The 25,169-nt window shown below is 60.1% G+C and carries 25 protein-coding genes and 1 pseudogene; 15 read left to right on the plus strand and 11 right to left on the minus strand.

All coding sequences use genetic code 11. The features are described 5' to 3' along the window. Positions 1 to 1,458: 1,458 nt before the first annotated feature. The 3 genes and pseudogenes from F3H98_RS00005 to F3H98_RS31665 all read left to right on the plus strand — a co-directional run. Entirely contained in the window at positions 1,459 to 1,686 is a 228-nt protein-coding gene (locus F3H98_RS00005) for a hypothetical protein (protein WP_149757015.1), read from the plus strand. A 304-nt stretch (positions 1,687 to 1,990) separates the two neighbouring features. Next, entirely contained in the window at positions 1,991 to 2,737 is a 747-nt protein-coding gene (locus F3H98_RS00010; protein WP_210249647.1) for a competence protein CoiA, read from the plus strand. A gap of 28 nt (positions 2,738 to 2,765) precedes the next feature. Continuing rightward, positions 2,766 to 3,036, plus strand: a pseudogene (locus F3H98_RS31665) (recombinase family protein); the annotation flags it as partial. A gap of 20 nt (positions 3,037 to 3,056) precedes the next feature. Here F3H98_RS31665 and F3H98_RS00020 read toward each other — a convergent pair. Next, a complete protein-coding gene (locus F3H98_RS00020) occupies positions 3,057 to 3,404 on the minus strand; it encodes a hypothetical protein (RefSeq protein WP_149757016.1) in 348 nt (115 codons plus the stop codon). Positions 3,405 to 3,713: 309 nt separating this feature from the next. Here F3H98_RS00020 and F3H98_RS00025 point away from each other — a divergent pair, with 309 nt between their 5' ends. From F3H98_RS00025 to trmFO, 10 genes are all read left to right on the plus strand, one after another. Beyond that, positions 3,714 to 4,274, plus strand: a complete 561-nt coding sequence (locus tag F3H98_RS00025) for a recombinase family protein (protein WP_149757017.1) — start codon at positions 3,714 to 3,716, stop codon at positions 4,272 to 4,274. A gap of 109 nt (positions 4,275 to 4,383) precedes the next feature. Continuing rightward, complete coding sequence (locus F3H98_RS00030; protein ID WP_149757018.1) at positions 4,384 to 4,869, plus strand: hypothetical protein; 486 nt, start codon at positions 4,384 to 4,386, stop codon at positions 4,867 to 4,869. 270 nt (positions 4,870 to 5,139) lie between these two features. After that, positions 5,140 to 5,529: a hypothetical protein gene (locus F3H98_RS00035; RefSeq protein ID WP_149757019.1), complete on the plus strand. Its 390-nt coding sequence runs from the start codon at positions 5,140 to 5,142 to the stop codon at positions 5,527 to 5,529. Positions 5,530 to 5,588: 59 nt separating this feature from the next. Continuing rightward, positions 5,589 to 5,801 (plus strand): hypothetical protein, encoded by a 213-nt coding sequence (locus F3H98_RS00040; protein ID WP_149757020.1) that lies wholly within the window; start codon positions 5,589 to 5,591, stop codon positions 5,799 to 5,801. Next, positions 5,770 to 6,411 (plus strand): hypothetical protein, encoded by a 642-nt coding sequence (locus F3H98_RS00045; protein ID WP_149757022.1) that lies wholly within the window; start codon positions 5,770 to 5,772, stop codon positions 6,409 to 6,411. The genes F3H98_RS00040 and F3H98_RS00045 overlap by 32 nt, the downstream gene beginning before the upstream one ends. A 100-nt stretch (positions 6,412 to 6,511) precedes the next feature. Next, positions 6,512 to 6,988 carry a hypothetical protein gene (locus tag F3H98_RS00050; RefSeq protein WP_188130287.1) on the plus strand — a complete coding sequence of 159 codons (477 nt, stop codon included), beginning with the start codon at positions 6,512 to 6,514 and terminating at the stop codon, positions 6,986 to 6,988. Between the two features lie 2 nt (positions 6,989 to 6,990). Next, positions 6,991 to 7,716: a hypothetical protein gene (locus tag F3H98_RS00055; RefSeq protein WP_149757026.1), complete on the plus strand. Its 726-nt coding sequence runs from the start codon at positions 6,991 to 6,993 to the stop codon at positions 7,714 to 7,716. 1,189 nt (positions 7,717 to 8,905) lie between these two features. Next, positions 8,906 to 9,046 (plus strand): DUF1127 domain-containing protein, encoded by a 141-nt coding sequence (locus F3H98_RS00060; protein WP_149758296.1) that lies wholly within the window; start codon positions 8,906 to 8,908, stop codon positions 9,044 to 9,046. A 25-nt stretch (positions 9,047 to 9,071) separates the two neighbouring features. Continuing rightward, positions 9,072 to 9,212, plus strand: coding sequence for a DUF1127 domain-containing protein (locus F3H98_RS00065; RefSeq protein WP_149757028.1), 141 nt, complete (start codon positions 9,072 to 9,074; stop codon positions 9,210 to 9,212). A gap of 499 nt (positions 9,213 to 9,711) precedes the next feature. Then, positions 9,712 to 11,136 carry a methylenetetrahydrofolate--tRNA-(uracil(54)-C(5))-methyltransferase (FADH(2)-oxidizing) TrmFO gene (gene trmFO / locus F3H98_RS00070; RefSeq protein ID WP_149757030.1) on the plus strand — a complete coding sequence of 475 codons (1,425 nt, stop codon included), beginning with the start codon at positions 9,712 to 9,714 and terminating at the stop codon, positions 11,134 to 11,136. 15 nt (positions 11,137 to 11,151) lie between these two features. Here trmFO and F3H98_RS00075 read toward each other — a convergent pair whose 3' ends face one another. From F3H98_RS00075 to yajC, 6 genes are all read right to left on the minus strand, one after another. After that, positions 11,152 to 12,105, minus strand: a complete 954-nt coding sequence (locus F3H98_RS00075; protein ID WP_188130288.1) for a sterol desaturase family protein — start codon at positions 12,103 to 12,105, stop codon at positions 11,152 to 11,154. Beyond that, positions 12,105 to 12,542: a hypothetical protein gene (locus F3H98_RS00080; protein WP_149757034.1), complete on the minus strand. Its 438-nt coding sequence runs from the start codon at positions 12,540 to 12,542 to the stop codon at positions 12,105 to 12,107. The genes F3H98_RS00075 and F3H98_RS00080 overlap by 1 nt, the downstream gene beginning before the upstream one ends. Before the next feature lie 244 nt (positions 12,543 to 12,786). Next, positions 12,787 to 13,602, minus strand: a complete 816-nt coding sequence (locus F3H98_RS00085) for a phytoene/squalene synthase family protein (protein WP_149757036.1) — start codon at positions 13,600 to 13,602, stop codon at positions 12,787 to 12,789. Between the two features lie 25 nt (positions 13,603 to 13,627). Beyond that, the gene (locus F3H98_RS00090; RefSeq protein ID WP_149757038.1) at positions 13,628 to 14,017 is read right to left on the minus strand and encodes an Mth938-like domain-containing protein; all 390 of its coding nucleotides are present in this window, start codon (positions 14,015 to 14,017) and stop codon (positions 13,628 to 13,630) included. A gap of 4 nt (positions 14,018 to 14,021) precedes the next feature. Beyond that, positions 14,022 to 16,577, minus strand: a complete 2,556-nt coding sequence (secDF, locus tag F3H98_RS00095; protein WP_149757040.1) for a protein translocase subunit SecDF — start codon at positions 16,575 to 16,577, stop codon at positions 14,022 to 14,024. 48 nt (positions 16,578 to 16,625) lie between these two features. Next, positions 16,626 to 16,964 (minus strand): preprotein translocase subunit YajC, encoded by a 339-nt coding sequence (yajC, locus tag F3H98_RS00100; protein WP_149757042.1) that lies wholly within the window; start codon positions 16,962 to 16,964, stop codon positions 16,626 to 16,628. 181 nt (positions 16,965 to 17,145) lie between these two features. Between yajC and F3H98_RS00105 the strand changes: the two genes are divergently transcribed. Then, positions 17,146 to 18,021, plus strand: coding sequence for an ATP-binding protein (locus F3H98_RS00105; protein WP_149757044.1), 876 nt, complete (start codon positions 17,146 to 17,148; stop codon positions 18,019 to 18,021). An 80-nt stretch (positions 18,022 to 18,101) separates the two neighbouring features. Here the strand turns inward: F3H98_RS00105 and F3H98_RS00110 are convergent, their stop codons facing one another. From F3H98_RS00110 to serS, 4 genes are all read right to left on the minus strand, one after another. Next, positions 18,102 to 19,643 (minus strand): LysM peptidoglycan-binding domain-containing M23 family metallopeptidase, encoded by a 1,542-nt coding sequence (locus F3H98_RS00110; RefSeq protein ID WP_149757047.1) that lies wholly within the window; start codon positions 19,641 to 19,643, stop codon positions 18,102 to 18,104. A 114-nt stretch (positions 19,644 to 19,757) separates the two neighbouring features. Continuing rightward, positions 19,758 to 20,411 (minus strand): protein-L-isoaspartate(D-aspartate) O-methyltransferase, encoded by a 654-nt coding sequence (locus tag F3H98_RS00115; RefSeq protein ID WP_149757049.1) that lies wholly within the window; start codon positions 20,409 to 20,411, stop codon positions 19,758 to 19,760. Then, complete coding sequence (gene surE / locus F3H98_RS00120) at positions 20,408 to 21,166, minus strand: 5'/3'-nucleotidase SurE (RefSeq protein ID WP_149757051.1); 759 nt, start codon at positions 21,164 to 21,166, stop codon at positions 20,408 to 20,410. The genes F3H98_RS00115 and surE overlap by 4 nt, the downstream gene beginning before the upstream one ends. Positions 21,167 to 21,170: 4 nt before the next feature. Then, entirely contained in the window at positions 21,171 to 22,493 is a 1,323-nt protein-coding gene (gene serS / locus F3H98_RS00125; protein WP_149757053.1) for a serine--tRNA ligase, read from the minus strand. Positions 22,494 to 23,513: 1,020 nt separating this feature from the next. Here serS and F3H98_RS00130 point away from each other — a divergent pair. Beyond that, positions 23,514 to 25,136 (plus strand): ABC-F family ATP-binding cassette domain-containing protein, encoded by a 1,623-nt coding sequence (locus F3H98_RS00130; protein ID WP_149757055.1) that lies wholly within the window; start codon positions 23,514 to 23,516, stop codon positions 25,134 to 25,136. Positions 25,137 to 25,169 lie beyond the last annotated feature (33 nt).

Consider the following 25,169-nt stretch of genomic DNA (forward strand, 5'->3'; position numbering starts at 1 on the left):
CGTCCACATCAGGTCTCTCCAATCAGGCTTCGACAACCCGTTGGAATCACGACCGCGCCAGCTGCTCAACCCCCCTTGGCGCGATCCAAATTGAGCCCATGTCGGTGTGGATGTAGATTCACACGAACCCACTAACACATTGAACTACAATGACATAACCACAGCAAAATGGCCGTTTCTCGATTTGGCAGGATACGAAAAGATGTGATACAAATTTTCCGAAGCGGTCCCAGACCAAGGTCGCTTGGGATTAAACGTCCGAATCACATCAATCCTTAAGCCACGCCCCTCACAACCATGAGCGTCTGCCAGCAAAGCCACGCTCCGAAATTTCGGGACGGGCTCTGAGCGAAGGCCGTTGAGGCAGCTGATGCGGCAAAAGAACTCAGCATAATTAAAATTGGATTGGGCCGCATGAACAGATCCTCCTCAATCCTCGCGACGAAACAAACTACGCCTCTCTGATGAACACTATGGTGTCAATTAGAAGCCGTGTCTCGATGCTAAAGCGTAACAATCTAGTTCAGGCATGTCAATTTTCATTCAAAGTATCGGTCATCGCCTTGCAAAATATACATCGTAAAAATTAAAGCGAGAAATTCACGAATAATCCACGTTTTGAATCGTTACACATGAGATTTAGCAAGTAAGACAGCGACAGTACCCATAACGGAAACAGGACGATCTTTGCGCATTATCGAAAGGGCGAAGGCAATTGCGGCTAATCAACAAGGCGGCCACCCCGTGTGCGGCTACCGCAGCCCGGCTATGGGAAGTGTTCCGCCGGCAGCGATGTCGGCGCATATCACGTGCAGGTCCAGAGCCTCGACCTCCACCTGCGTCGAAGACGATTCTGAAGGTCGCTGCTTGGTCAAGGCGGATTACAAGGATCACATCGACGTTGAATGACGATGCATCACCCCCCGCCACCTACCCCCAAGCGGGGGGCTGCCTTTAAATCGTTCGTACCCAACCTCGCTGATCACATCCGCCGTGCTGAAGAACCCCACGTTCCACAATGACAATCGACGCGCATCAGCGGGAAGCGGCGGACGGCATCTCCAAGGGTCCAGATGGTGCGCGTCATCCGGGGCGGCCCTAACGTTTAGGTCCCCACGAAGCTGGCGTTGGCATCATCCACGGTGCGTCCCCTCCCGTTATCTCTCGCACCGCTTCAAGCAGCGCAGCATGTACGCGCATGACGGCATGGTGGTGTGGCGATGCCGGGTCGATATTGTGCGCGTAGTTCATCAATGTCTTGGTGATCCTTTCCGCATCGACCACGAAGAGATCGGGGCGTGTAAGGTGTTTGGGCCGTTTGTGTCGGCTGGTCACTGCTCTCTCCTGTTGTCTGAGTGAGATCAGGATAGGAACAAATCCCTCTTCCAGCCAACGCCTTCTTGACACCTTTGTTCTTATTTTGTTCACTGAGCGGACCAGTGGCACCAGGGGGTCATCATGGACCAGATCGTACGACTGAACAGCCAACAGGAAGCCATATTGGACGATGCCGCAGACCGCTTCATTGCCTTGTACGACGGCAACGTCAGGAGAGCCCTTAAGGAGGTGATTGTGCTGAACGCGCACCTCAGTGACCAGCTTGACCAGATGGCAAAGGCGCGGCCTGGAGCAATGCCAAAGCAGGCCCCGAACCCTGAGCGGATGCAGCGTCGGTTCTGGTTTTGAGGGACGTGATTACTCGTGACATCGACGCCTGAACCCAAGCCAGAAGACGCCACAAAGCGGACCTTGAAGCGACTGTCGATTGGGGCGTGCCGGAATGTTTGGAAGAAATCTCCGAGCGGGGGATCAGATAAGGTGCTCGCGCGATCTCCCCAGTGGGGGGTAACGCCGTTAGCGAGATCAACGCCCAATCCTAGTTAGGCCCTGACCGGATCATCGTCTGTCCTCTACTTGATTAACGTTTGGAGGCTCAAAATCGAAGGCCGACCGCGCTGGTCCGACGTTGGCAATCGAACATGCGAAGCACATGAAAATGAGATACGCATTGGTCAACGGAGTTCGGCAGGAAGCCCAGCCGAAGCTGCGTGGAGTCTGCGTGAACTGCGACCGAGAGATGGTCGCCAAGTGCGGACAACAGCGGATTTGGCATTGGTCTCACCTAGGGAAGCTCGAATGTGATCATTGGTGGGAACCGGAGACCGAATGGCACCGCATGTGGAAGGATCAGTTTCCGAAGGAGTGGCAAGAGGTCCCGCATATCGCCGCCGATGGCGAACGTCATATTGCGGATGTTAAGACGGGCACGGGCTGGGTGATCGAACTCCAGCTCTCACCAATTTCCCTCGAAGAACGTGTGTCCCGTGAGGGCTTCTATCGACCCATGGTGTGGGTCGTGGATGGCTTGCGCTACAAACGTGATCTGGGCGCATTTCGTCGTGCCGTCACCGAGGCACTCATAGTCAAAGACAACCCTTTGTACCTAGACCCCTTCACTGGAGATGCTGGGATATTCCAGCGCTGGACGCCCCGCCAATGCCCCGTTTTCATGGATTTCGGCGATGAAAAGTTTCACGTCGCGGGCTTTCCCCTTAATGTCCCCATCCTCTGGCAGTTGCTTCTGCGGCCGGGGACTAGAACCACTGTCGTCGCTGCGGTCACGCGAGAGAGCTTCATACAGTTCTGCCTCAACGGAAGCCCGTTGCAGAATATCGTGGTGATGCGTGACCCACAGCAGCCAATTCGTGCTTACCCAAGACTCCGGCGGCGGTACTAAGCCCGATTTCATTTGGGTATGCTCCTCGATGCTCGCGGCTATCGCCCGCAAGGACGATGAGGACCGCAGACGGCGACAAGCGCAGGGCATCGCGAAGGCACGAAGGCACAGGCTGAGGGGCGCATGAAAGGCCGCCCTGATGAGGACGCCAAGCTGAACGATGCCATCTTGGCATGCTCCGTACCGGACGGAGTTGGAGCCGGATTGCGCTGGCCACGGGCTGCTCGCGTTCAACCTTGGCACGCCTCGCCAAGAGGCTTCCGGCGGCGGCTCCTAACGCAACCGCAGAGATTGAGTGACGACAACCCGCCGATGCGCTCTATTTGGCGGCTGCGACGGTTTTCCCAGTGGCCTTGCTGGCGATCGCTTTGGTTTTGGCGGCGCAGTCCGGCGTGGTTCCGACGATGCACTCCCGACCGTCCGGCATGAAGCCATTTCCAATGATCTTGCTTGCGATCTCTTCCGCTTTCGCGGCGCAGTCAGGTGTGGTGCCGACGATGCATTCCCGACCATCCGGCATGAGGCCGTTTCCAATGATCTTGCTGGCGACGGCAGTATCCTTTGTGACAAATCCAGGCCCTTTGATCGGCTTGATCTCTTCGGCTAAAGCACAGGAGACGCTGAGCGCCAAGGTAAGCATGGCGCATGACACGATTTGCGATTTCATGGGGCCGTACTCCTCTCAAAGTAGGAGCCATAATATCACGAATATGAGCTGACGTCGTTGAAGGCCGGTGGCGGCGAGTAGGGCGAGGCGGTCCTGAGCCGAGGGCCTTGCGGGACTGTCCCAAACCACCCCACTGGCTCTACGAAGCGGCTCATCGCTGGCCCGCTGTCCCAAACCACCACCACTAGCCCTACCAAGCTGCTCTCGTCTCTGTGAACTAAGGTAATCCTTTTCTCACATTGCCGTTGACATGTGAACTTAGCGTGAGATAAGTCATGTGAACATTGGTCTCAGGGGATAGTTCACATCATGGCAATCGTGGGATACGCTCGGGTTAGCACGACCGACCAGAACACCGCAGTTCAGATTGACCTGCTTAAGGCTGCCGGGGCTACAGACGACACGATCTTCCAAGATCGGCTGTCAGGACTGGACAAGGACAGGCCGAAGTTAGCTGAGGCGCTGCGGTTCGTTCGCAAGGGGGACATTCTCGTTGTGACCAAGGTCGACCGGTTGGCCAGATCAGCGGCGCACCTCCACCAGATCGTTGAAGAACTGACCAAGCGAGGTGTCGAGTTCAAGGTGCTGAACGACCCCTCGCTCGACACTACCAAGCCGCACGGCAAGCTGTTGTTCGGTATCCTCGCCAGCATCGCCGAGTTTGAGACAGCACTGCGGAAGGAACGCCAGATGGAAGGCATTGCCAAGCGCAGAGCCGAGGGGGGGCCCACATGGGGCCGTCCCAAGACGGTGACCAATGCGGTGGAGCAGAAGGTGCGCGACATGCGGGCCGAAGGCGGCTCGTTGAGGGCGATTGCGGCGGCTGTCGGGTACAGCACGGCGACAGTTCAGGCGATCATTAAGGCGTGATCGCAGCAGCCCTACCCAACCTTCTCCTCTTAGCCTGTTCTTGCAAATGTATTTGACAGGGCGCTCGCCGCCGCGTTGATTGACAACGGCTTGGGCAATGGGGGGTACAATGAAGGCCGAAATTATCGGAGCGATGGCGCTGTCATCGTTGCTAACGGCGTGCGCGGCGAGTAGCACCATACGCACGTCCGCCGACACCGCGATCATTCAGTCATCCGCCGCGCCAGTTTGTGGCGGTATCGGCGCTGCGAAGGTGGCGCAGAAACAAGCTGCAATTGAAACGCTCAAAGCTGGGTATGACCGCTATATCATCGCCGATGCTGTGGCGAGTAACGACGTGAGCGTCAGCCAGCTACCAGGCAGTTACCAGACCACAGGAACCGCCTCAGTTTACGGCAACTACGGGACATTCCAATCCAACACCCGGTATATCCCGGGGCCGTCCATTGTTTCAGGCGGACACCACCAAGCACTTGCCGTCCGGATGTTCAAGGATACCCAACCGGGGGCTTCGCAGGCCGTGTCAGCACGCGACACACTTGGGCCGGACTGGCAAAAGATGGTCAAGGCGGGCGAGGTGAGAACTTGCTCCTGACCCCCCGCCCGGGGGTAACACTGGGTGCAGGGTCATATATTGGCAGGCTCTTTTTAGACGGAGAAAAACCGACCCCACCCTCTACCCCCACCGGAGCGCTGCTTGATATAAGGTGAGGGCTTTCGCTAAACGGGAAAAAATTGGAAACGGAAAAAGACAAGAAGGTCGAAAAACTCGCCTACAGCGTACCTGAAGCCGCCTACGTGCTCTCTCTGTCACCGGACTGCGCTCCCGTCACATCGGCAGCCACTAACTGGGGGTCTTACTAAATTGAAGAAACTGTTCATCCCGGCCGCAATGCTCGCGGCCTCATTGACGGCGGGCCTCGCCCACGCTGACGACTCTCCCTCTCGTGTTGTGAAGTCGTTGTTCGAAGCGAATAAGCCGTTCAACCGTCACGCCGAAAAGGTCGTTCATCTCAACACTGTTACCCTCGCCTGCGATATTGACAACGAGCGCATGCGCGAGGCTCACAAAGAGGCGTTCGAGACGGCCAAGGCAGAGATAGGGTTTGATGCCCTACACGACCAAATATACCTCCTGGGTATTCGGTCCGCGAACTTCCTCCTTCCTGCTGGCGCACACGAGCGATTCTGCCGCGACGCGCTACTCGACTGGGGGCCAAACGATCCAAGCATATTGGACAAGCCGAACGATTGAGTGATGCCAAGTCAGTTGCAATTTGGATGTATTGCTTGCCGGAAAGCACGGGAGATGAAATGAAGCTCTATGAGTTCAAAGAGAAGACTGGCCAGCAGGCAGCGCTTGCTGAGGAGCAAGACCCTGACTGGCCAGAGTCTGGCTGGTGGTTTGCAACAGGTACGGTCAATCTGAAGCGAGGTGACGAACCCTATAAGGGTGCAAGTTCTGACCAAGTTTTTGATGCCATCGAGCGTGGTGATGTTTTTATTTGGTTGGCGGACAATGCCTAAAGGATCACAAGGCCAAGCCTTCCGGTGCCCTTTACTTGCCGCGGCCGCCATCGCTGCCGCCTTCACTCTGCCGGCGTATGCCGGTCAGATCGACGAGATGCCATATATCAAGGCATGGGCATACGCACAGGCGATTGAGGATTATTGTTTTGGCGATGCCCCGGACGAGCGCCTGGAGCCGGCTGCCGTTGCACAGGCGGCGCTGGCCGGGATCAGCGGAAGCAGCCTTTCGACGATTGCAGACAATGCCGCCAAGCATCTCCGCGGCGACCAGAACGCGTGCCAAGCCGCTGCTGATTTCGTGGCCCGCGCCATCGCCGAATTGCCGCAACTTGACGCGGTCGTGGCAGCCGAAAAGGCGAAGCAGGAAGCCGAAAAACAAAGCAAAGCCGCCGAGGCCACACGCAAGGGTGACGAAGAACGCGCATCCCAGACCGCTGTTTGCAAAGCCGACATCGCCGATGCAACCGAACGTGAAGCTGCTGCAGCACCAAATGCCACAGGTCCATGGATTGGCTTAAAAGCGTTGGTGATAAAGTGCGCACCCTTGGTTCAAGTTGATGCATCTGACCTGCTTGCACGTCTTGAAGATCGCATTAAAGCGCAATGAGCTGCAAGTCGGGAAACATGGAACTCTGTTGCTCCGATCATCTCATAGACTTATTCTAACTTTTGTGTTGTATTAGTACCTTATTGTTGTTCTTGATCACGTGGATCCGATGAGGCTAGGGCGATTAAAGGATATCATCGGTTTTTCTCTCGTCGGCCTTCATTTGCTGGCAATTGGCCTGTGCTTCTGGCTGTTGAAGCCTAGACTAACGCCGGAAGACTTCCATTTAACAGTTTTAATCCTCACGCCAATTACGGCGATTTTCGCCCTTGCCTACGTACGAGAAGTGGCGAGAGTTATGTTGGTGGGAACCACTGACGAAATCGACCAAAAGTTGGTAGCAACCCGCTTTTCAACACTCTCTATTATGTTCACACTCGCGTTTTCGTTGGCGGTTCTATACACGATCTGGGACTATGCGCGAGGAAACGCTCAGTCTGCTGATGACCTTAAAATCTCGCTTTCAACAATCGAGACCGCATTAGGTGCGTTTCTGGGTTTGATCGTGGAAACCCTGTTCGGCAAGGTCTCTCCTCTACCTCAGAAGCCAGAGACGCCGCTTCAAGCGGAGGCATAGAGTTGGCGAACAATTCGCGCAGAAGTGCGATTGCGCTAGCCTACGCGATACTTCTCCTCATGCCACCGAATGCCTTAGGTGAGAGCAGTGGCGGCATAGGTGGTGGCGGTGGCGGCATGGGCGGTGGCTTCATGGGCAACTCGAAAGACTTGCTTGGAATTGCCCGTGAAAAACAACCTGTTCGTTTAATGACGACGCCCCTGCCTGCTTATGAGATTACTCTCGCGGATCCCCTCGAGTCTCTCGGTGTCAACAGGCCCGCGTCGACGGCTACTGCAGAGGTCGCAGAATTGACCGTGGCCAACTATGAGCCAGAGCTGGTTCGTTGTACGCTTCTTTTCTTTTCTGAAAGAAGTGGGGCTACGCACAAGGTGAATGTGGCGGACCCCACCGGCGTGGCATTCGACTTGAGTGCTAAGGGGAAAAGTCCGGCCCTTTCAATTAGCGAGCCCGGATTTAGGGAACACATCCGCCTTGAAGTGCGGTTTTTTCGCTCGTTAGAAAACGCTAAACTCACACTGGCTCATGTAGCCTCTCAAGAGGCGTATCAGACGCCCTGGCCAGATGGCGACGATAGTGAAGTTCCAACGAGCAAACTCGAACCCTTCAGCGTAGCTCACATTACCATGTTGGACGACTTCGTCCGCACCTACACCACAACCCTCCACCGCTGTGTCGGCTCCAATGGTAGTTTAGTCACCTATGGAACCTCAAATCGCTTGGACTAACAATGGTGTCTAATTCGCTCCCCTGCGAGCCACCTTCCACAATCAGCCCCTAATGAACATTTGACGAACGATCTCATTGCCACACAGATGGAGGCCTCGCCCGGAGACGCTAGTGGGCGTTTAGTCCATACGTTCGTCACACGTTGGGGTCGCGGAATTCTTACTGAACTGGCCCCCATTTCGACCGGACAGTTGGCATAATGCGGGAGGCTTGGGGTTATGCTCAAGCACAGGCTTATGGCTGACGACTATCGACGGGTTGACCTGATCACCGGTGAGGCACGGCGGCAACACAGAGAGCAAAGGTCGGCAACCGGCCGGCGGCGGAACCCGAAGAACGGGGATTGAGATCAGCCTGCCGTCAGGACAGGCCAGAACATAGGCGACCAGGGCGGCCGCAGCGACCAGCGCTGTAGGAAATTTGCGTTTTGGTCGCTTTGTTGACGTGTCCTTTGACCATCCATGCGTCGACCAATAGTGAGACAAGGGCTTCAGGCCGCCCACAGTGGTACATCGGACGGTACAAAATTATCTATCTGGCGGTACACTCCACCACCAGAAAAGAATGTTAAATCAATGCGTTGATTGATTTGCTATTCCTATCATCCGCACCATTTCCTGATCCCCAACCCTTCGCAAACGGCCTATGGATCAGTAGCCCTGTCCTCGCCGGCGAAGCGCACCGTTCTCCTCCTAATAATGAATGTCGAATGGTTTGCCGGTCGGTCACTTCTGCGCCGCGTCATCTCCCATTCTGCTTTTTATTATGAGTGCTGCGTTCACCGATCGGCAACAGAGTCGCTTTTTGAATTGCCCGCGCATACCGGCGGTGCATGATTCTTCTCCGTCCGCGATTGAATCGATCAAATCCTCACTCACGGCAGGCTGCATTTTCCTTTTACTTTCGTCGTATAGGAAGAGCCCGCGACGCTGTCGCCAGAATTCCGCCCGCGGAATCCAAAGGGTCGTGGAGACGCTCAGAAAATCTACCCAAGCCTTTGACCCTGCCGCAGTTTTCTTTTTTTCAGCCGCAATTCCGCCGCACCGCCTAAAATCGATTAATGTTGCAATGCACAATTGCATTGCTGCCATGCGTCATTGGCGCTTCAAAAACCGATCGGGTGCACCTATTTCAGGGTCACACAAAACGACGAAGCAAAAACGAACTAAAGACGAAACGAGAAAGACGATGAACCTGATCCGCAACTACCGCAACTGGCGCCGCTATCGTGACACCGTATCCGAGCTGAGCCGCCTGTCGAACCGTGAACTCACCGATCTCGGCATCACCCGCAGCGACATTCCGTTTGTCGCGCGTAAGTCGATCTGATCGAATTAAGAAACGAGCAAAGAAAATGAACCTGATCCGCAACTACCGCAACTGGCGTCGTTACCGTGAAACGGTCAACGAGCTGGATCGTCTGTCGAACCGCGAACTCTCGGACCTCGGCATCAGCCGCAGCGACATTCCTTACGTCGCCCGCAAGTCGGCCTAACTAGGAATTCCGCCGGGACCTACCTCCTCCCAGGTCCCGACGGATACGGTCAGCTTTCACCTCCTCCCGATCGCTGACCACACAAAACGGCACCCGCCGAACCTCCTCCCTCGGCGGGTGCTGTTAACCAAGGGCCTTCGCACCCTCAAAATGGCGAAAAGAATTTCGTCAAAGCCTACCTCCTCCCAGGCGATGACGAATACGGTCAGCCCTCCCCTCCTCCCGAGTGCTGACCACTCTAATGGCACCCGCCGAACCTCCTCCCTCGGCGGGTGCTGTTAAACCAAGGGCCTTCGCACCCTCAAATGGCGAAAAGAATTTCGTCAAAGCCTACCTCCTCCCGGGCGATGACGAATACGGTCAGCCTCTCCTCCTCCCGAGCGCTGACCACCCTAACGACACCCGCCGCACCTCCTCCCGCGGCGGGTGTTGTCGTTTTGGGCTACCCTCGACATTCCCGCCGATTGCTTTCGCTCGGCCAACGGCCTATTTCCCCAGCATGACGACAAAACCAATTCACGTGATCGGCGGCGGTCTCGCCGGCTCCGAAGCCGCATGGCAGGCAGCACAGGCCGGCGTGCCGGTAGTCCTGCACGAAATGCGGCCGGTGCGCGGCACCGACGCCCACAAGACCGACAGCCTGGCCGAGCTTGTCTGCTCCAATTCTTTCCGCTCCGACGACGCTGAGACCAATGCCGTCGGTCTGCTGCATGCCGAGATGCGGCTTGCCGGCTCGCTGATCATGTCATCCGGCGATGCGCACCAGGTTCCGGCGGGCGGCGCGCTCGCCGTCGACCGCGACGGCTTCGCGGCTGCCGTCACCGCAAGGATCGAGGCGCATCCGCTGATTACCATTGCCCGCGAAGAAGTCTCCGGCCTCCCGCCCACCGATTGGGACCAGGCGATCATCGCAACCGGCCCGCTGACGGCGCCCTCCCTGGCGCAGGCAATCGCGGAAAGGACCGGGGCCGACGCGCTTGCCTTCTTTGACGCGATCGCGCCAATCGTGCATTTCGAGACGATCGACATGGACACCTGCTGGTTCCAGTCGCGCTACGACAAGGTTGGGCCCGGCGGCACCGGCAAGGATTATATCAACTGCCCGATGGACAAGCCGCAATACGAGGCCTTCGTCCAGGCCCTGCTCGACGGCCAGAAAACTGAATTCAAGCAATGGGAAGGCACGCCCTATTTCGACGGCTGCCTGCCGATCGAAGTGATGGCCGAACGGGGCGTCGAAACGCTGCGGCACGGGCCGATGAAGCCCATGGGCCTCACCAATGCGCATAATCCGTCGGTCAAGGCCTATGCGGTGGTGCAGCTGCGGCAGGACAACGCGCTGGGCACTCTCTACAACATGGTCGGCTTCCAGACCAAGCTGAAGCATGGCGAGCAGGTGCGCATCTTCCGGATGATCCCGGGGCTGGAGAACGCCGAATTCGCCCGGCTGGGAGGCCTGCACCGCAACACCTACATCAATTCGCCGACGCTGCTCGACACGTCGCTGCAGCTCAAGGGGCGCGAAGGCCTGCGCTTTGCCGGTCAGATCACGGGCTGCGAAGGTTATGTCGAGAGCGCCGCCATCGGCCTGCTCGCCGGGCGTTTTGCCGCCGCCGAGCGGCTTGGCAAGCAGCCGTCGTTGCCGCCGGTCACCACGGCTTTCGGAGCGCTGCTCAACCACATCACCGGCGGCCATATCGTTTCCGACGACGAGCCGGGCAAACGTTCATTCCAGCCGATGAACGTCAATTTCGGGCTGTTTCCGCCACTTGAGCCGGGAACGAACCTGCGTCCAGAAGGTTTTGAGGGCCGTTTCCGCGGCAAGGATAAATCCGTCGCCCGGAAGAAGGCGATGACCGGCCGCGCGCTTGCCCATTGCCGGGAATGGCTGGGACTTGGCGCTGCGGCCGAAGCAGCCGAATGAAGCGTCGCCTCGCGGTTATTCTGCCGGTTGAACATTCTCAGACGTCGGCAGCCCCGGCTTGCCCGCCTCGCCTGGATTTCTCCTGACATAGGCCGCCTTCAGGCTCTCCGAGGTGTCGCGCGAGCCGTCATGGCTCCAGCCGGGCGGCTTGATCAGGTAATTCAGGCGCTGGCGCAGTGTCAGGCCCGGTGAAAACACGTCTCGAGAGATGCCGACATATTCGTGGAAAGCCACTTTCAGCGGGTTGAAGGTGCCGAGGTTCTTCACGATGCCATAGCGCGGCCGGTCCTCTTCCAACTCCTCCACGAAGGTGCCGAACATGCGATCCCATATAATCAATGTGCCGGCATAGTTGGCATCGAGATAGCGCGGGTTGGTGGCGTGATGCACCCGGTGGTGCGACGGCGTATTGAAGACGAACTCGAACCAGCCCCACATCTTGCCGATCGTTTCAGTGTGTATCCAGAACTGCCAGACCAGGTTGAACCCGAAGACGAAGGCGATCACCGCTGGATGCAATCCGAGCAGCACCAGCGGCACTTGCAGGATGAACATGCCGGTGAAGAGCCCGGTCCAGCTCTGCCTCAGCGCCGTCGACAGATTGTAATGCTGGCTGGAATGATGGTTGACGTGCTCGGCCCAGACCCAGCGCACGCGATGCGCGATCCGGTGATACCAGTAGTAGCGGAGGTCATCGAGCAGGAAGGCCGCGATGAAGACCCAGATGGACAGGCCAAGGTCGAAAAACCGAAACTGCCACACCCAGACCAGCGCCGTGTAGGAGACAACTCCGAGCAGGATGCCGGCGACGACGTTGCCTGTCCCCATCATCAGGCTGGTCAACGTATCGCGCGTTTCGAACTCGCCCTTGGCGCGGCCTGTGCGAACCAGCCACAGTTCGATCAGGATGGCGATGACGAAAAACGGGATCGCCAGTTCCGTCACTTTCGGAAAATCATAGGTTTCCATCAGGCAAGCTCTCCGGCTTTCTTGGTTGCTTGGCGCGTGCCAAGCGCCCGCAATACGGCACCTGCGGCGGCTTCGTCCGGGAAGCGGAAGATGCCGCCACCCCAGGTAAAATCGCTCAGGCTTATCGAGACTGTCGCCCCTGCGGCGCCATCAATGTGGGCGATATCTTTGGGCGCAACGATACGGGTCAGGAATTTGTCGCCCAGCACCTGCACGATGCCGATGCGTCCTCCCGCCAATTCAAGAAATGCCGTCTCGGCGTCGCTGGTGATGTGAACGGCAAGGACCGCCTCGTCCGGAAAATCCTCCGCGAAGCGGCCTCGCGCCTGATCCGGCTCGACAAGCCTCGCCTTCGCGCTGCCGCCGGTCAGATGCACGGCAAGCACGGCCGCAGTGATGCCGACGACAACCATCGCCACAAGAATGGGCAAGCTCATCCCGATAATTTCCTCCCGCACCGCCGGAACACCGGCGATATTGCGAGACTAGCATGATTGACGTTTACGTCAAAGGAGGACTAGTGGAGCGAATTTGACATTTCATCCCCGCTCGAGGGGGAACTCGATATCAAATGTCAAATTCAAAGGACCACTAGATTCAGATATTTAGCTAGTGGTCCTTCAATTCCGACATTGCTTGGGCGTTCGCTCCCAACGGGATGCAAATGTCGGAATTGGACCACTAGCGCCAACCCACTGATGCTTTGCGTACCATCAGCCAGTGCCGACGCCAGGTGGGCAAGCCGATCGTTTGGGCCAAAATCGCCGCGGGGTTCTTCTCGATGCGATCGAGATAGGCGCCGGCAAGCGCGAGCGGCAGAAAGGCCGGGCGCAATGTTTCGGGCAAGGTCACAGCCTGGCTTTCGAAGGCCGAAAGATGCTGCCTGGCCAGCGCCGCCATCGCCGAGACAGCGCGCGCCGCGCCGGCTTCGCCGTCTGAAGTCAAAAACTCATGCGGCGAAACGCCGGCCGCAGCAAGTATATCGCCGGGCACATAGCATTGGCCGCGCGCCCGATGAATCGGCAAAAGGCGCAGCAGGCCGGTGATCGCCTGCGCGCAGCCGGCATGGCCGGCAGCTTCGGCAAACCTGGGCGCGGCCGACGCATCGAGGACCATCGACGCAAGCAGGATCAGCGCCGAGGCGACTTCGCCGCAATAGCCTTCCAGATCGTTCCGCGAAGGCATCGGGTCGTCGTAGAGATCGAAGATGCGGGCATCGAGGTAATTCTGAAACGTAGCAACGGGCAGAGCGTGCGTGCGGATCGCCTCAAGCAGATCTTCCGCCAAAGGGTGACCGTCGGCCGAGGTGCGACCGTCAAGCACGTCGCGCCACCACTGCAACCTCACCTCACCCGGCAGCGGCTCGCGGATGCGGTCGCGGATGGATGCGATTTCAGCGTTGAACGCATAGAGCGCGAACAGGCTTTGGCGTTTGTCGTCCGGAGCATAAAGCGCGCTGAGATAACGATCGTGGTCAGCCGCGCGGACGGCTTCCATTGCGTGCGTATCGGCCTTGGGCATGTCACTCAACGGCGATAAGCGCGGCAGCGACTGCACGGTCTTCCGCCAGAAGCACGTTGTAAGTCCTGACGGCGGCCCCGGTCGCCATCGGGTCGGCCGAGATGCGCACCTCCTTGAAGGCGGCGCGCAAATCGGCCGCCAACGGCTTCAGCTCCTTGCCCATGCCGACAAGCAGGATTTCCACGCCCGCGGCCTCCGCGAGAAGTTTGGCGAAGTCGCCCGCGGCGAGAGCCTTCGGGTCTGCCGGTTCCCAACCATAGACGCCGGAAGGCAGACAGAGGATCGAACCGCGATGCGACATACCGGCGAAACGGAAGCCGCCATTGCCGTAAGCGTCGATTGGCGGACGGCCGGGAAAATGCGCCTCACGGATCACAATTCCCCCGGCCATGACGTCAGGGCTTCGAAATCTGCGCGGACGTCGGAACCTCGGTCTTCTCGCCTTCATTGACGCTGTCAGGCCGGAGCTTGAACAGGATCAGCAGCGGCCCGGCCACGAAGATCGACGAATAGGTGCCGACCAGGATGCCGAAGATCATCGCGAAGGTGAACGAGCGGATGACTTCGCCGCCGAACAGGTAGAGCGCGACGAGGGCAAGCAGCGTGGTCATGCCGGTCAGAACCGTTCGCGACAATGTCTGGTTCATCGACAAATCGAGCAGTCGCTCGATCGGCATCTTCTTGTATCGCCGCAGATCCTCGCGCACCCGGTCGTAGACGACGACCGTATCGTTGATGGAATAACCGACGATCGTCAGGATGGCCGCGATACTGGTCAGGTTGAACTCCAGTCCGGAGATGACATAAAGCCCGACCATCATGGTGACGTCGTGTACCGTAGCGATGACGGCGCCGAGACCGAACTGCCACTCGAACCGGAACCAGATGTAGATCAGCATTGCCACCAGCGCGGCAAGAATGCCCATGGTGCCGTAGAATGCCAGCTCTCCCGACACAGTGGGACCGACAGATTCGACCTTGCGGAAGTCATAGTCGGACGCGAGCTCCGTCCTGACCTTTTCGACAACGCTCTGTTCGGCATTGTCGCCGCCGCCCTGCCCTTCGATACGGATCAGGAGATCCCGCGCCGAGCCGAATTCCTGCACCTGGACATCGCCAAGGTTGAGCTCGTTCAACCGCTCGCGCACATTGCCCGGGTCGGCGGCTTCGGCCTTCGATTGCACCTCGATGCTGGAACCGCCGCGGAAGTCGATGCCGTAGTTCATCTCAACTGTGAAGAACAGCACCATCGCCGCGATGGACAGCGCCGCGGAGAGTGCGAATGCGTACTTGCGCCACGACATGAAAGGAACCCTGGTGTCGTCCGGCACAAATCTGACCAGCCCTTTTGGAAGTTCCTTCGGCTTCATACGCTTCAGCCAGACGGCGATCAGCCAGCGCGTCAGTGTGAACGCCGTGAATACCGTCGTCACGATACCGATCGCCAGGGTCACTGCAAAGCCGCGAACCGGCCCGGAACCGAGATAGAAAAGGATGATGGCGGCGATGAAAGTGGTGAAGTTGGCATCGACGATCGTCGACAATGCACGGGCGAAGCCGGAATCCAGCGATTGCACGAGCGATCGCCCGCCCCTCCTTTCTTCCCGCACACGTTCGTAAATAATGACGTTGGAATCGACCGCCATGCCGACCGTCAGCACGATACCGGCGATGCCGGGCATGGTGAGCGTCGCGCCAAGGACGGTGAGGATGGCGATGATCAACGCGACGTTGGCAGCAAGCGCGATGTTGGCGATCACACCCAGCGTGCCGTAGGCGATAACCATGAAGCTGACGACGAGAATACCGGCGATCAGCGATGCAAACTTGCCGGCCTCGATGGAGTCTGCGCCGAGGCTCGGGCCGACGGTGCGTTCTTCGACGATGGTCAGGTCAGCCGGCAAGGCGCCGGCGCGCAGCAGAACAGCCAGGTCATTGGCGCTCTGGGCGGTGAAATTGCCGGAAATCTGACCGGTTCCGCCAAGGATCGGTTCGCGGATTTGCGGCGCCGAAATCACCTGGTTGTCGAGGATGATGGCGAAAAGCTTGCCGACATTCTGCTGCGTCGCCTGGCCGAAGCGCTGGGCGCCCTTGGCGTCGAAGCGGAACGAAACCACCGGTTCGCTGGTGCGTTGATCAAATGTCGCCTGCGCGTCCACCAGGTTTTCGCCGGAGACAATGACGCGGCTCTCGATGAGATACGGCACCGGCGGGTCGTCCATCGAGTAAAGTACGGTGGAGCCGGATGGCGGGCGTCCCTCGATCGCCTCTTGCACCGGCATGGTCTGGTCGACCATCTGGAAGGTCAACTTGGCGGTCTGGCCAAGAATTTCCTTAAGGCGCTGCGGATCCTGCAAGCCCGGCACCTGGACCAGAATGCGGTCAACGCCCTGGCGCTGAATGATTGGCTCGGTGGTGCCAAGTTCGTTGACGCGTCGGCCGATGACCTCGATCGACTGGGTAACGGCCGAACTGGTGCGGTAGGTGACGCCCTCTTCGGTCAGCGTGAAGCGGAGCAGGCCGGGTTCCGGCTCGTCAAGTTCCAGCTCCGTGGTGGAGCCGGTGCCGAATACACCCGAAGCAACCGGTTGTGTCAGCGAAGCGAGCGCTGTCTTTGCCTGGTCGACCTCGTTGGCCTCGCGGATGCGCACCTGAACCGTACGGCCGGTTCCCGAAAGTCCGGTGTAGCCGATCTTGGCGTCGCGCAGCATGGTGCGGATGTCGTCGCGCGTTGCCTGCAGGCGCTCATTGATAAGATCCTGCTTATCGACCTGAAGCAGGATGTGCGAGCCGCCCTGCAGGTCGAGGCCGAGCGTCATGGTCTTCTTCGGCGCCCAACTCGGCAATGAATCGAGAACCGATTGAGGCAACATGTTCGGCAGCGTGAACACGATGCCGATTAAAACGACGAACCAGATCGAGAACGTCTTCCAGGGCGAAAAATAAAGCATTGTGCCTCTTCAGTAGGGCCGACCGTTCCGGTTCCGCCTTGAATGCGGTTATTTCTTGGCGTTCTGGTTGGCGACCGGTTCGCCCTTGACCCTTACGTCGGCAATCGTCGAGCGCAGCGCGGTCACCTTGTTGCCGCCGCCGAGATCGACTTCGAGTTCATTGTCGTCGATGACCTTCGTCACTTTGCCGATCAGACCGCCGCCGGTGACAACGGTATCGCCACGACGGATTGCGGCAAGCATCTCGCCGCGCTTCTTCAACTGAGTACGTTGCGGGCGGATGATCAGAAAATACATGATCACAAAAATCAGGACAAACGGCAAAATGCTGATGAGCATGTCGGGCGTTGCGCCCGGGGTCTGGGCATAGGCCGGCGTGACGAACATCGAAAACTCCTGAGACGTGATTTTGCGGGCCGCGCACGACCCCCCTTGAAATGTGGCCGGAATATAGTCGCTAAAGCCACCTTTGCAACTGCGGCTGGCCTATTCGGCGGCGCTTTTCCGGCTGGTTTGAGCATGTTAGAGCGGATTAGTCACAGCATTCGACCAGGACGCATTTAGATTGATGCCCAAAAAGCAGAGCGAATCCCTTGAAGAGAAACTCGACCGGCTGATCGCCGCCGTATCGCGGCTGGCGCCGCGCGAGGCTCCGCCGACGGATTTCGAGGCAGCCGACTGCTTCGTCTGGGCCGCCGATCCCGGCTTTCTCGAGCCTGTTCACCGCGTCAATCGCGTCGATATCGGCCTGATCCGCGGCGTCGACCGGGTGCGCGATATCCTGGTCGACAACACCGAGAGGTTCGCCGCCGGCCTGCCGGCCAACAACGTCCTCCTGTGGGGCGCACGCGGCATGGGCAAGTCGTCGCTGGTGAAGGCAGTGCATTCCACCATCAATGTGGAGCGCAAGGGCAGCGAAGCGCTCAAGCTGATCGAGATTCATCGGGAGGACATCGACACGCTGCCAAAGCTGATGGGCATCCTCAAGACGGCGCCGCACCGTTTCATCCTGTTCTGCGACGATCTTTCGTTCGACCATGACGACACGTCCTACAAATCACTGAAGGCGGCACTTGAAGGCGGGGTCGAAGGCCGGCCGGCAAACGTCATCTTCTACGCCACGTCGAACCGGCGGCATCTGTTGCCGCGCGACATGATCGACAACGAGCGCTCCACCGCCATCAATCCGTCGGAAGCCGTGGAGGAGAAGGTCTCGCTGTCGGACCGTTTTGGCCTGTGGCTCGGCTTCCACAAATGCTCGCAGGACGAATATCTAGACATGATCGATGGCTACATCCGCTATCACGGACTGCAGATCGAGCCGGACGTTCTGCGCGCCGATGCGCTGGAGTGGGCGACGACGCGCGGCAGCCGTTCCGGCCGCGTTGCCTGGCAGTTCACCCAGGATCTCGCCGGGCGCCTCGGCCAGACATTGAAGGACTGACCGAGCAATTCCCGCCAAACTCTAACGAAATCAGGCCGGACTTGGCCGGCCTGATTTCAATAGCGATGTCCTTGTACGGATTATTCGAGGAAGGTCGACGGATCGACCGGCGCCGAGTTCTTGCGCACCTCGAAATGCAGCTTCGGCATGTCCGTGGTGCCGCTCATGCCTGAGGTGGCGATCTCCTGGCCGCGCTTCACCTTCTCGCCGCGCGTCACTTTCAGCTGGCTGGCATGGCCGTAGACGGTAACCAGGCCGTTCTCGTGGCGGACGAGAACGGTGTTGCCGAATTCCTTCAGCCCGTCGCCGGCATAGATGACGACGCCGTTTTCGGCGGCCTTGACCGGCGTGCCCTCCGGCACGGCGATGTCGATGCCGTCGCCATTCTTGCCGCTGCCTGCGCCATAGCCGGAGATGACGCGTCCGCGCACCGGCCAGCGCATGCGGCTGATGCCCGTAGCGTCGGGTGCGGCAGCCGTATCCTGCTCGGCCTGCTCGATCACTTTTTCCGCCTTCTTGGGCGGCGTGTAGGCTGAGACGGGCTCGACTTTCGCGGTCGGGTTCGTCGCACCGGTGGTCGTCTTGTCGACCTTGGCGGGTGCCGCAGCTGCTACCTGCGTGGCGCCTGCGGCCGGAACGGTCAGCGTCTGGCCGACACGGATCAACCCGTCCTGCAGATTGTTGGCCTGCTTCAGGGCGCCGACGCTGGCGCCAGTCTTCTTGGCGATGCGGGAAAGCGTGTCGCCTTCCTGGACCTTGTAGGTGCCCGGCGCACCGGCGGTCTTGGCATTGGGCGTGGCAGCGGTGGACGGCTGTGTCGCCTCGGCTTCCCTGACCTTCGGCGGCTGTGGCAGCATGGCTACCTTTTCGCCCGGCGCTCCGGCAGGTACCTGGTTTGCCGGCACATCGCTCTTGGTGCCGCGCGATGACTTGGCTTCGGCGACCTTCGGATTGTTGTCAGGCGCCGAAACGCCGGCCTTGTCGGAGTAGACGTAGGTCGGGATGATGATCTTCTGGCCGGCCTGCAGGCCGGCCTGCTGGTTGAGGCCGTTGGCCTTCATGATGACGTCGGCAGGAACGCCGAAGCGCCGCGACAGATTGTAGACCGTCTCGCCTTCCTTGGCGGTGATCTGGCTGCCGCCTGCCCGCGACCATCCCTTGATCTCTTCGCCGGCCGCATGAACGGCGGGTTCCGCCTGCATGACAGCGCCAGTGGCGGTGCTGTCGATCCGGGCGGAAGCCGCAGGAGCGAGAGCCGGGGCGGCGTTGCGCGCCGGCTCCAGAACCGGCGCCATGGCCGGGCGCTGATCGGCGCTCGCGACCTGCGTTCCAGCGACCGGTGCAAGTGCGGAGCGCCCGATCGGACCGCTTGAGACGTTGGCCGGTTGCACCGCGCCGCGATTGGCGGCCGAAGTGTCGACCTGGGCCGTCTGTTCCGCCGGATAAGGCTGGCTGGCCGGCGGAATGATCTGGCGCTGATTCGTGGTGGCGGTGAAAATGTCGTCGACGCCGCCGAAGCGCGCCACGCTGGAACTGCAACCTGTCGCCAGACCGCCTATCAGAAGGACGGCTGCACTCCGCATCAAAGTGCGCTGGCTCTTATTCAAATCACTCAACCGCATCGCTTTAACCCGCGCGTACCCAACACAACTGGTATGATTAAAGCGCGTTAATGTTACTGGTCGGTTAAGACGCCGATCACGGATAGAAATTTCTTTGTGAATCCAAATGTCTGCTCAGATTACCGCGGCAACGCCCTTGATGACTGGCTGAAGCCGAACCTTGGCGATGTCCTCGCGCTCGAAGCGGCTGCCTATCTTGGTGAGCTTGGCGAGAAGCTGAGTGTCCTCGGCAGCACCGATCGGCGCGATCATGATTCCGTTGGTGGAAAGCTGATCGACGAAGGCGCGCGGCAGGTTGTCGAACGCCGCCCACACCACGATGCGGTCGAAGGGCCCTTCGCCCGGCAGCCCGTTGGAGCCGTCGGCCTGGCGAGCGAAAGCGTTGGTGATGCCGAGCGCCTCGAAGCGTTGCTTGGCCTGCTCGGCAAGCGTCTTGTAGCGGTCGACGGTGACCACCCGGGCGGCCAGCCGCGCCATCACCGCGGCGGTAAATCCGGAACCGGTGCCGACTTCCAGAACACGATGGCCGGGTTCAAGCTGAAGGGCCGCGATCACCGCCGCCTGCAGGTCGGCGCCCTCCAGGGTCTCGCCGCACTCGATCGGCACCATGCGGTCCGACCAGGCGACCGACTGCCAGGCCCCCGGCACGAATGTCTTGCGCGGCGTCGCCTCCATCGCCGCGACCAGATCGCGCGGCGGGGTGCCCAGCGCCCGCAGGCGGAGCAGGAAAGCAGCAAAACCTTCGCGGTCGTCGAGCATGGTATTCATGCGAGCGCCTTCGCCAGACTGTCCCTGACCTCATGGGCGGTCAGATCGAGCTTCAGCGGCGTCACCGACACCGATTTGCTCCTGACCGCATGCACGTCGGTGCCCTCCTTCAATTCCGGCGGCTCGCGACCGAAGCGCAGCCAGAAATAGGGAAAGCCGCGGCCGTCGGCCCGCTCGTCTATCCACAGGCTGTGAACCAGCTTGCCCTGGGTGGTGACCAGGGTGGCCTCGACCTCGTCCGGCGGGCAGTTCGGAAAATTCACATTGAGGAAGGTGCCGGCGGGCAGTTCGGCGCCGATCAGTTTTTGCAGGAGCGCGGGCGCCAGCGCCTCCACCGTATCCCACGGCACCAGCCGGGCGCCGTCCTGGACATTGTATGCCTGGCTCAGCGCAATCGAACGGATGCCGAGCATGGTGCCTTCCATGGCGCCGGCGACGGTGCCCGAATAGGTGACGTCGTCGGCGAGGTTGGCGCCGGAATTGACGCCGGAAAGGATGAGATCCGGCGGCTCCGGCATGATCTTGCGCACGCCCATGATGACGCAGTCGGTCGGCGTGCCGCGCACCGCATAATGCTGGTCGCCGATCTTCCTCAGCCGCAGCGGCTCCGAAATCGACAGCGAATGGGCAAAGCCGGACTGGTCGGTTTCCGGCGCCACGACCCAGACATCGTCGGAAAACTGCCTGGCGATGCGCTCCAGCACCGCCAGACCTTCCGCGTGAATGCCGTCATCGTTGGTGAGCAGGATGCGCATCGTTCTACTTCGATTCGATTTTTTCCAGACCGCCCATGTAAGGCCGCAGCACTTCAGGAATGGTTACGCTGCCGTCCTCGTTCTGGTAATTTTCGATGACGGCAATCAGCGCGCGGCCGACGGCGGTGCCCGACCCGTTCAGCGTGTGGACGAAGCGGTTGCCCTTGCCATCCCTGTCCTTGTAGCGGGCGTCCATGCGGCGCGCCTGGAAATCGCCGCAGACCGAGCAGGACGAGATTTCGCGGTAGGCGTTCTGCCCCGGAAGCCAAACCTCGATGTCGTAGGTCTTGCGCGCGCCGAACCCCATGTCGCCGGTGCACAGCGTCACGGTGCGGAACGGCAGCTCGAGCTTTTTCAGCACGGCCTCGGCGCATTCGGTCATGCGCTCGTGTTCTTCGAGCGACGATTCCTGGTCGGTGATCGAGACCAACTCCACCTTGTAGAACTGGTGCTGGCGCAGCATGCCGCGCGTATCACGCCCAGCCGAGCCTGCTTCCGAGCGGAAGCACGGCGTCAGTGCAGTGAAGCGCAGCGGCAGTTTTTCATGCGCCGTGATTTCCTCACGCACGAGATTGGTGAGCGAGACTTCGGCGGTGGGGATGAGGCCAAGCCGGCTTTCGCCATGCGGCACGAAGAACAGATCCTCTTCGAACTTCGGCAGCTGCCCCGTGCCGTACATAATGTCATCGCGCACCAGCAGCGGCGGCTGCACTTCGGTGTAGCCGTGCTCGGTGGTGTGGAGGTCGAGCATGAACTGGCCGAGCGCGCGTTCGAGGCGCGCGATCTGGCCGCTGAGCACTGTGAAGCGCGATCCGGATAGTTTGGCGGCGCGCTCGAAATCCATCTGGCCGAGTTTTTCGCCGATCTCGAAATGCTCCTTGGGTTTGTTGCCCATGCGCGGCTGCCGCCTGGCGATCAACTCCTCGCCGAAGCGGCGGACCTCGACGTTGTCGTGCTCGTCCTTGCCGACAGGAACTTCATCCAGCGGCACGTTGGGCAGCACGGCCAGCGCGTGGTTCAGCGCCTTGTCGAGCTCGCGCTCGGTCGCTTCGCCCGACTGGATGAAACCCTTGATCTCCGCGACTTCGACCTTCAGCCTTTCGGCAAGCGCGGTGTCCTTGGCGCCCATCGCCTTGCCGATCTCCTTCGAGGCGGCGTTGCGGCGTTCCTGCGCCTCCTGGAGCTTCGCCACGTGAGCGCGGCGCGCCTCGTCTTTGGCGATCAGATCGTCGACCGTGGACTGCGCGTCATCCGACGACCACGAGCGCTTGGTGAGCGCTTCGGTGAGAGCTTTCGGGTTTTCGCGAATCCATTTGATGTCAAGCATGGTCTGTTCCTCAAACAAGGCGGAAAGGGCGTAAACCGCATCTCTGAACGATGCAAGGCGGGGTGAGCGGGGATGACGGTTTTTCGGGAGGCATTCCTTCGCACGCGCTCCGGCCTGGGGGGTTTGCTGATAGGCTTCAGGCCCCCTCTCCGGTTTGCTGCGCAAACCACCTCTCCCCCGCTTCGCAGGGGCGAGGAACCCAAGCTGGAAGGGCGCTGGCATCGCGGCAGCGGTTCCTCGCCCCTGCGAAGCGGGGGAGAGGTGTCGAGGCGAAGCCGAGACGGAGAGGGGGTCTTTTCATCAGCACAAGCCTCTCCGTTGCCACGCCCGCTTTCGCGTCTGGCCATTGCATGAAAGATAGTCGGGAAGCGGGGCGCTGGGTCAGCACCTCGTAAGTAAGTAATCTGGCGCCTTCCCAGCGCCCCGCCGGCGTTTTTCGGCCATCCCATCTCCCAACATCGGACCTTCCGGTATGCACCGGTGGTTTCTACGTGTCAGCGCCAGATCATACCGCGCCTGGTTCCCGTCAACGCGGGAAATCGTAGAGACTCTGGGACAGCCCTTCGTCTCCACGGCCACGTTAGCCGCTTGCCCGAAGCGCCGGTTCCTCCCCGCAAACCACCGTCATGATCGGCGTTCCCGCAGGAGAAACTGCCGACAACTATGCGGCAGCCCGAAAGGGATGTGGATAAAAGGAAAACAAAGACTGCTGACAGATGCTGACCAATGGGGCTGGTGGAGGCGCGAAAGAGAGGCCGGTTTCCGGAGAACTCGAGTTCCCTCGCGCCCCCCTCTGGCCTGCCGGCCATCTCCCCCACGGGTGGGGAGATTGGCAGTTTCAGCGACAGAGCTTCGGCCTGCTCCGCCGTGGATGACGAAAGGAGGGATGTCGCCGCCAGTCGCCAGCGTTGCGGCAACAAGGACGCTTGCGTCGAAAAGCGTTGAATGATTTACGGGCAAGCTTCTCCGCAGGGCTCTCAGAAATAACCGCCCCGCAATGCCCTGGGTCCCCAAGAAATCATGATTCGTCTCGAAAATATCGGCAAGCAGAACGGCCGGCAGATCGTCTTTATCGAGGCCTCAGCCGCGCTCCAGAAAGGCGAGAAAGTCGGACTTGTCGGCCCCAACGGTGCGGGCAAGACAACGCTTTTTCGCATGATCACCGGGCAGGAACTGCCCGACGAGGGACAGGTCGCCGTCGATCGCGGCGTCACCATCGGCTATTTCAGCCAGGATGTCGGCGAAATGTCCGGCCGCAGCGTGGTTTCCGAAACCATGGACGGCGCCGGCCCGGTGAGCGCCCTGCTCGCGGAGATGACCGAGCTCGAAGCCGCGATGTGCGATCCGGCGCGCGCCGGCGAAATGGACGACATCATTGCACGCTACAGCGAGGTGCAGGGACGGTTCGAGGAGCTGGATGGCTATTCGCTCGACGGCCGGGCGCGCGAGGTGCTCGACGGTCTCGGCTTCTCGCAGGAGATGATGGACGGCGACGTCGGCGCGCTGTCCGGCGGCTGGAAGATGCGCGTGGCGCTCGCCAGGATCCTGCTGATGCGTCCCGACGCGCTTTTGCTCGACGAACCGAGCAACCACCTCGATCTGGAAAGCCTGATCTGGCTTGAAGACTTCCTCAAGGGTTACGACGGCGCGCTGTTGATGACCTCGCACGACCGCGAGTTCATGAACCGCATCGTCAACAAGGTGGTGGAGATCGACGGCGGCTCGCTGACCGCCTATTCCGGCAACTACGAATTCTACCAGCAGCAGCGCGCCATCGCGGACAAGCAGCAGCAGGCCCAGTTCGAGCGCCAGCAGGCGATGCTGGCCAAGGAAATCAGCTTCATCGAACGCTTCAAGGCGCGCGCCTCGCATGCAGCGCAGGTGCAGAGCCGCGTCAAGAAACTGGAGAAGATCGACAAGGTCGAGCCGCCGAAGCGCCGCCAGACCGTCTCATTCGAGTTCCAGCCGGCCCCGCGTTCTGGCGAGGACGTGGTGACGCTGAAGAACGTGCACAAGCGTTATGGCAGCCGGACCATCTATGAAGGGCTGGATTTCCAGGTTCGCCGCCGGGAACGCTGGTGCATCATGGGTGTCAACGGCGCCGGCAAGTCGACACTGCTGAAGCTGGTTGCCGGCGCCTCGGAGCCCGACGACGGCTCGGTCGCACGCGGCCCGAGCGTCAAGATGGGCTATTTCGCCCAGCATGCCATGGATCTGCTCGACGGCGACCGCACCGTGTTCCAAGAGCTGGAAGATGCATTCCCGCAGGCAGGCCAAGCGCCGCTGCGGGCGCTCGCCGGCTGCTTCGGCTTTTCCGGCGACGAGATCGAGAAGAAATGCCGGGTGCTTTCGGGCGGCGAAAAGGCGCGGCTGGTGATGGCGATGATGCTGTTCGATCCCCCGAACCTTCTGGTTCTGGACGAGCCGACCAACCATTTGGACATCGCGACCAAGGAGATGCTTATTACTGCGCTGTCGCAGTATGAGGGCACGATGCTGTTCGTCTCGCACGATCGCCACTTCCTGGCGGCGCTGTCGAACCGCGTTCTGGAACTGACGCCCGACGGCATCCACACCTATGGCGGCGGCTACACCGAATATGTGGAACGCACCGGCCAGGAAGCGCCGGGCCTCAGGAGCTAATCGAGGCAGCTGGGCGACGCCGAGCGGACGCAA

The sequence above is a fragment of the Neomesorhizobium albiziae genome, from assembly GCF_900114255.1.
In the GTDB taxonomy this organism is placed as follows: Bacteria; Pseudomonadota; Alphaproteobacteria; order Rhizobiales; family Rhizobiaceae; genus Neomesorhizobium; species Neomesorhizobium albiziae.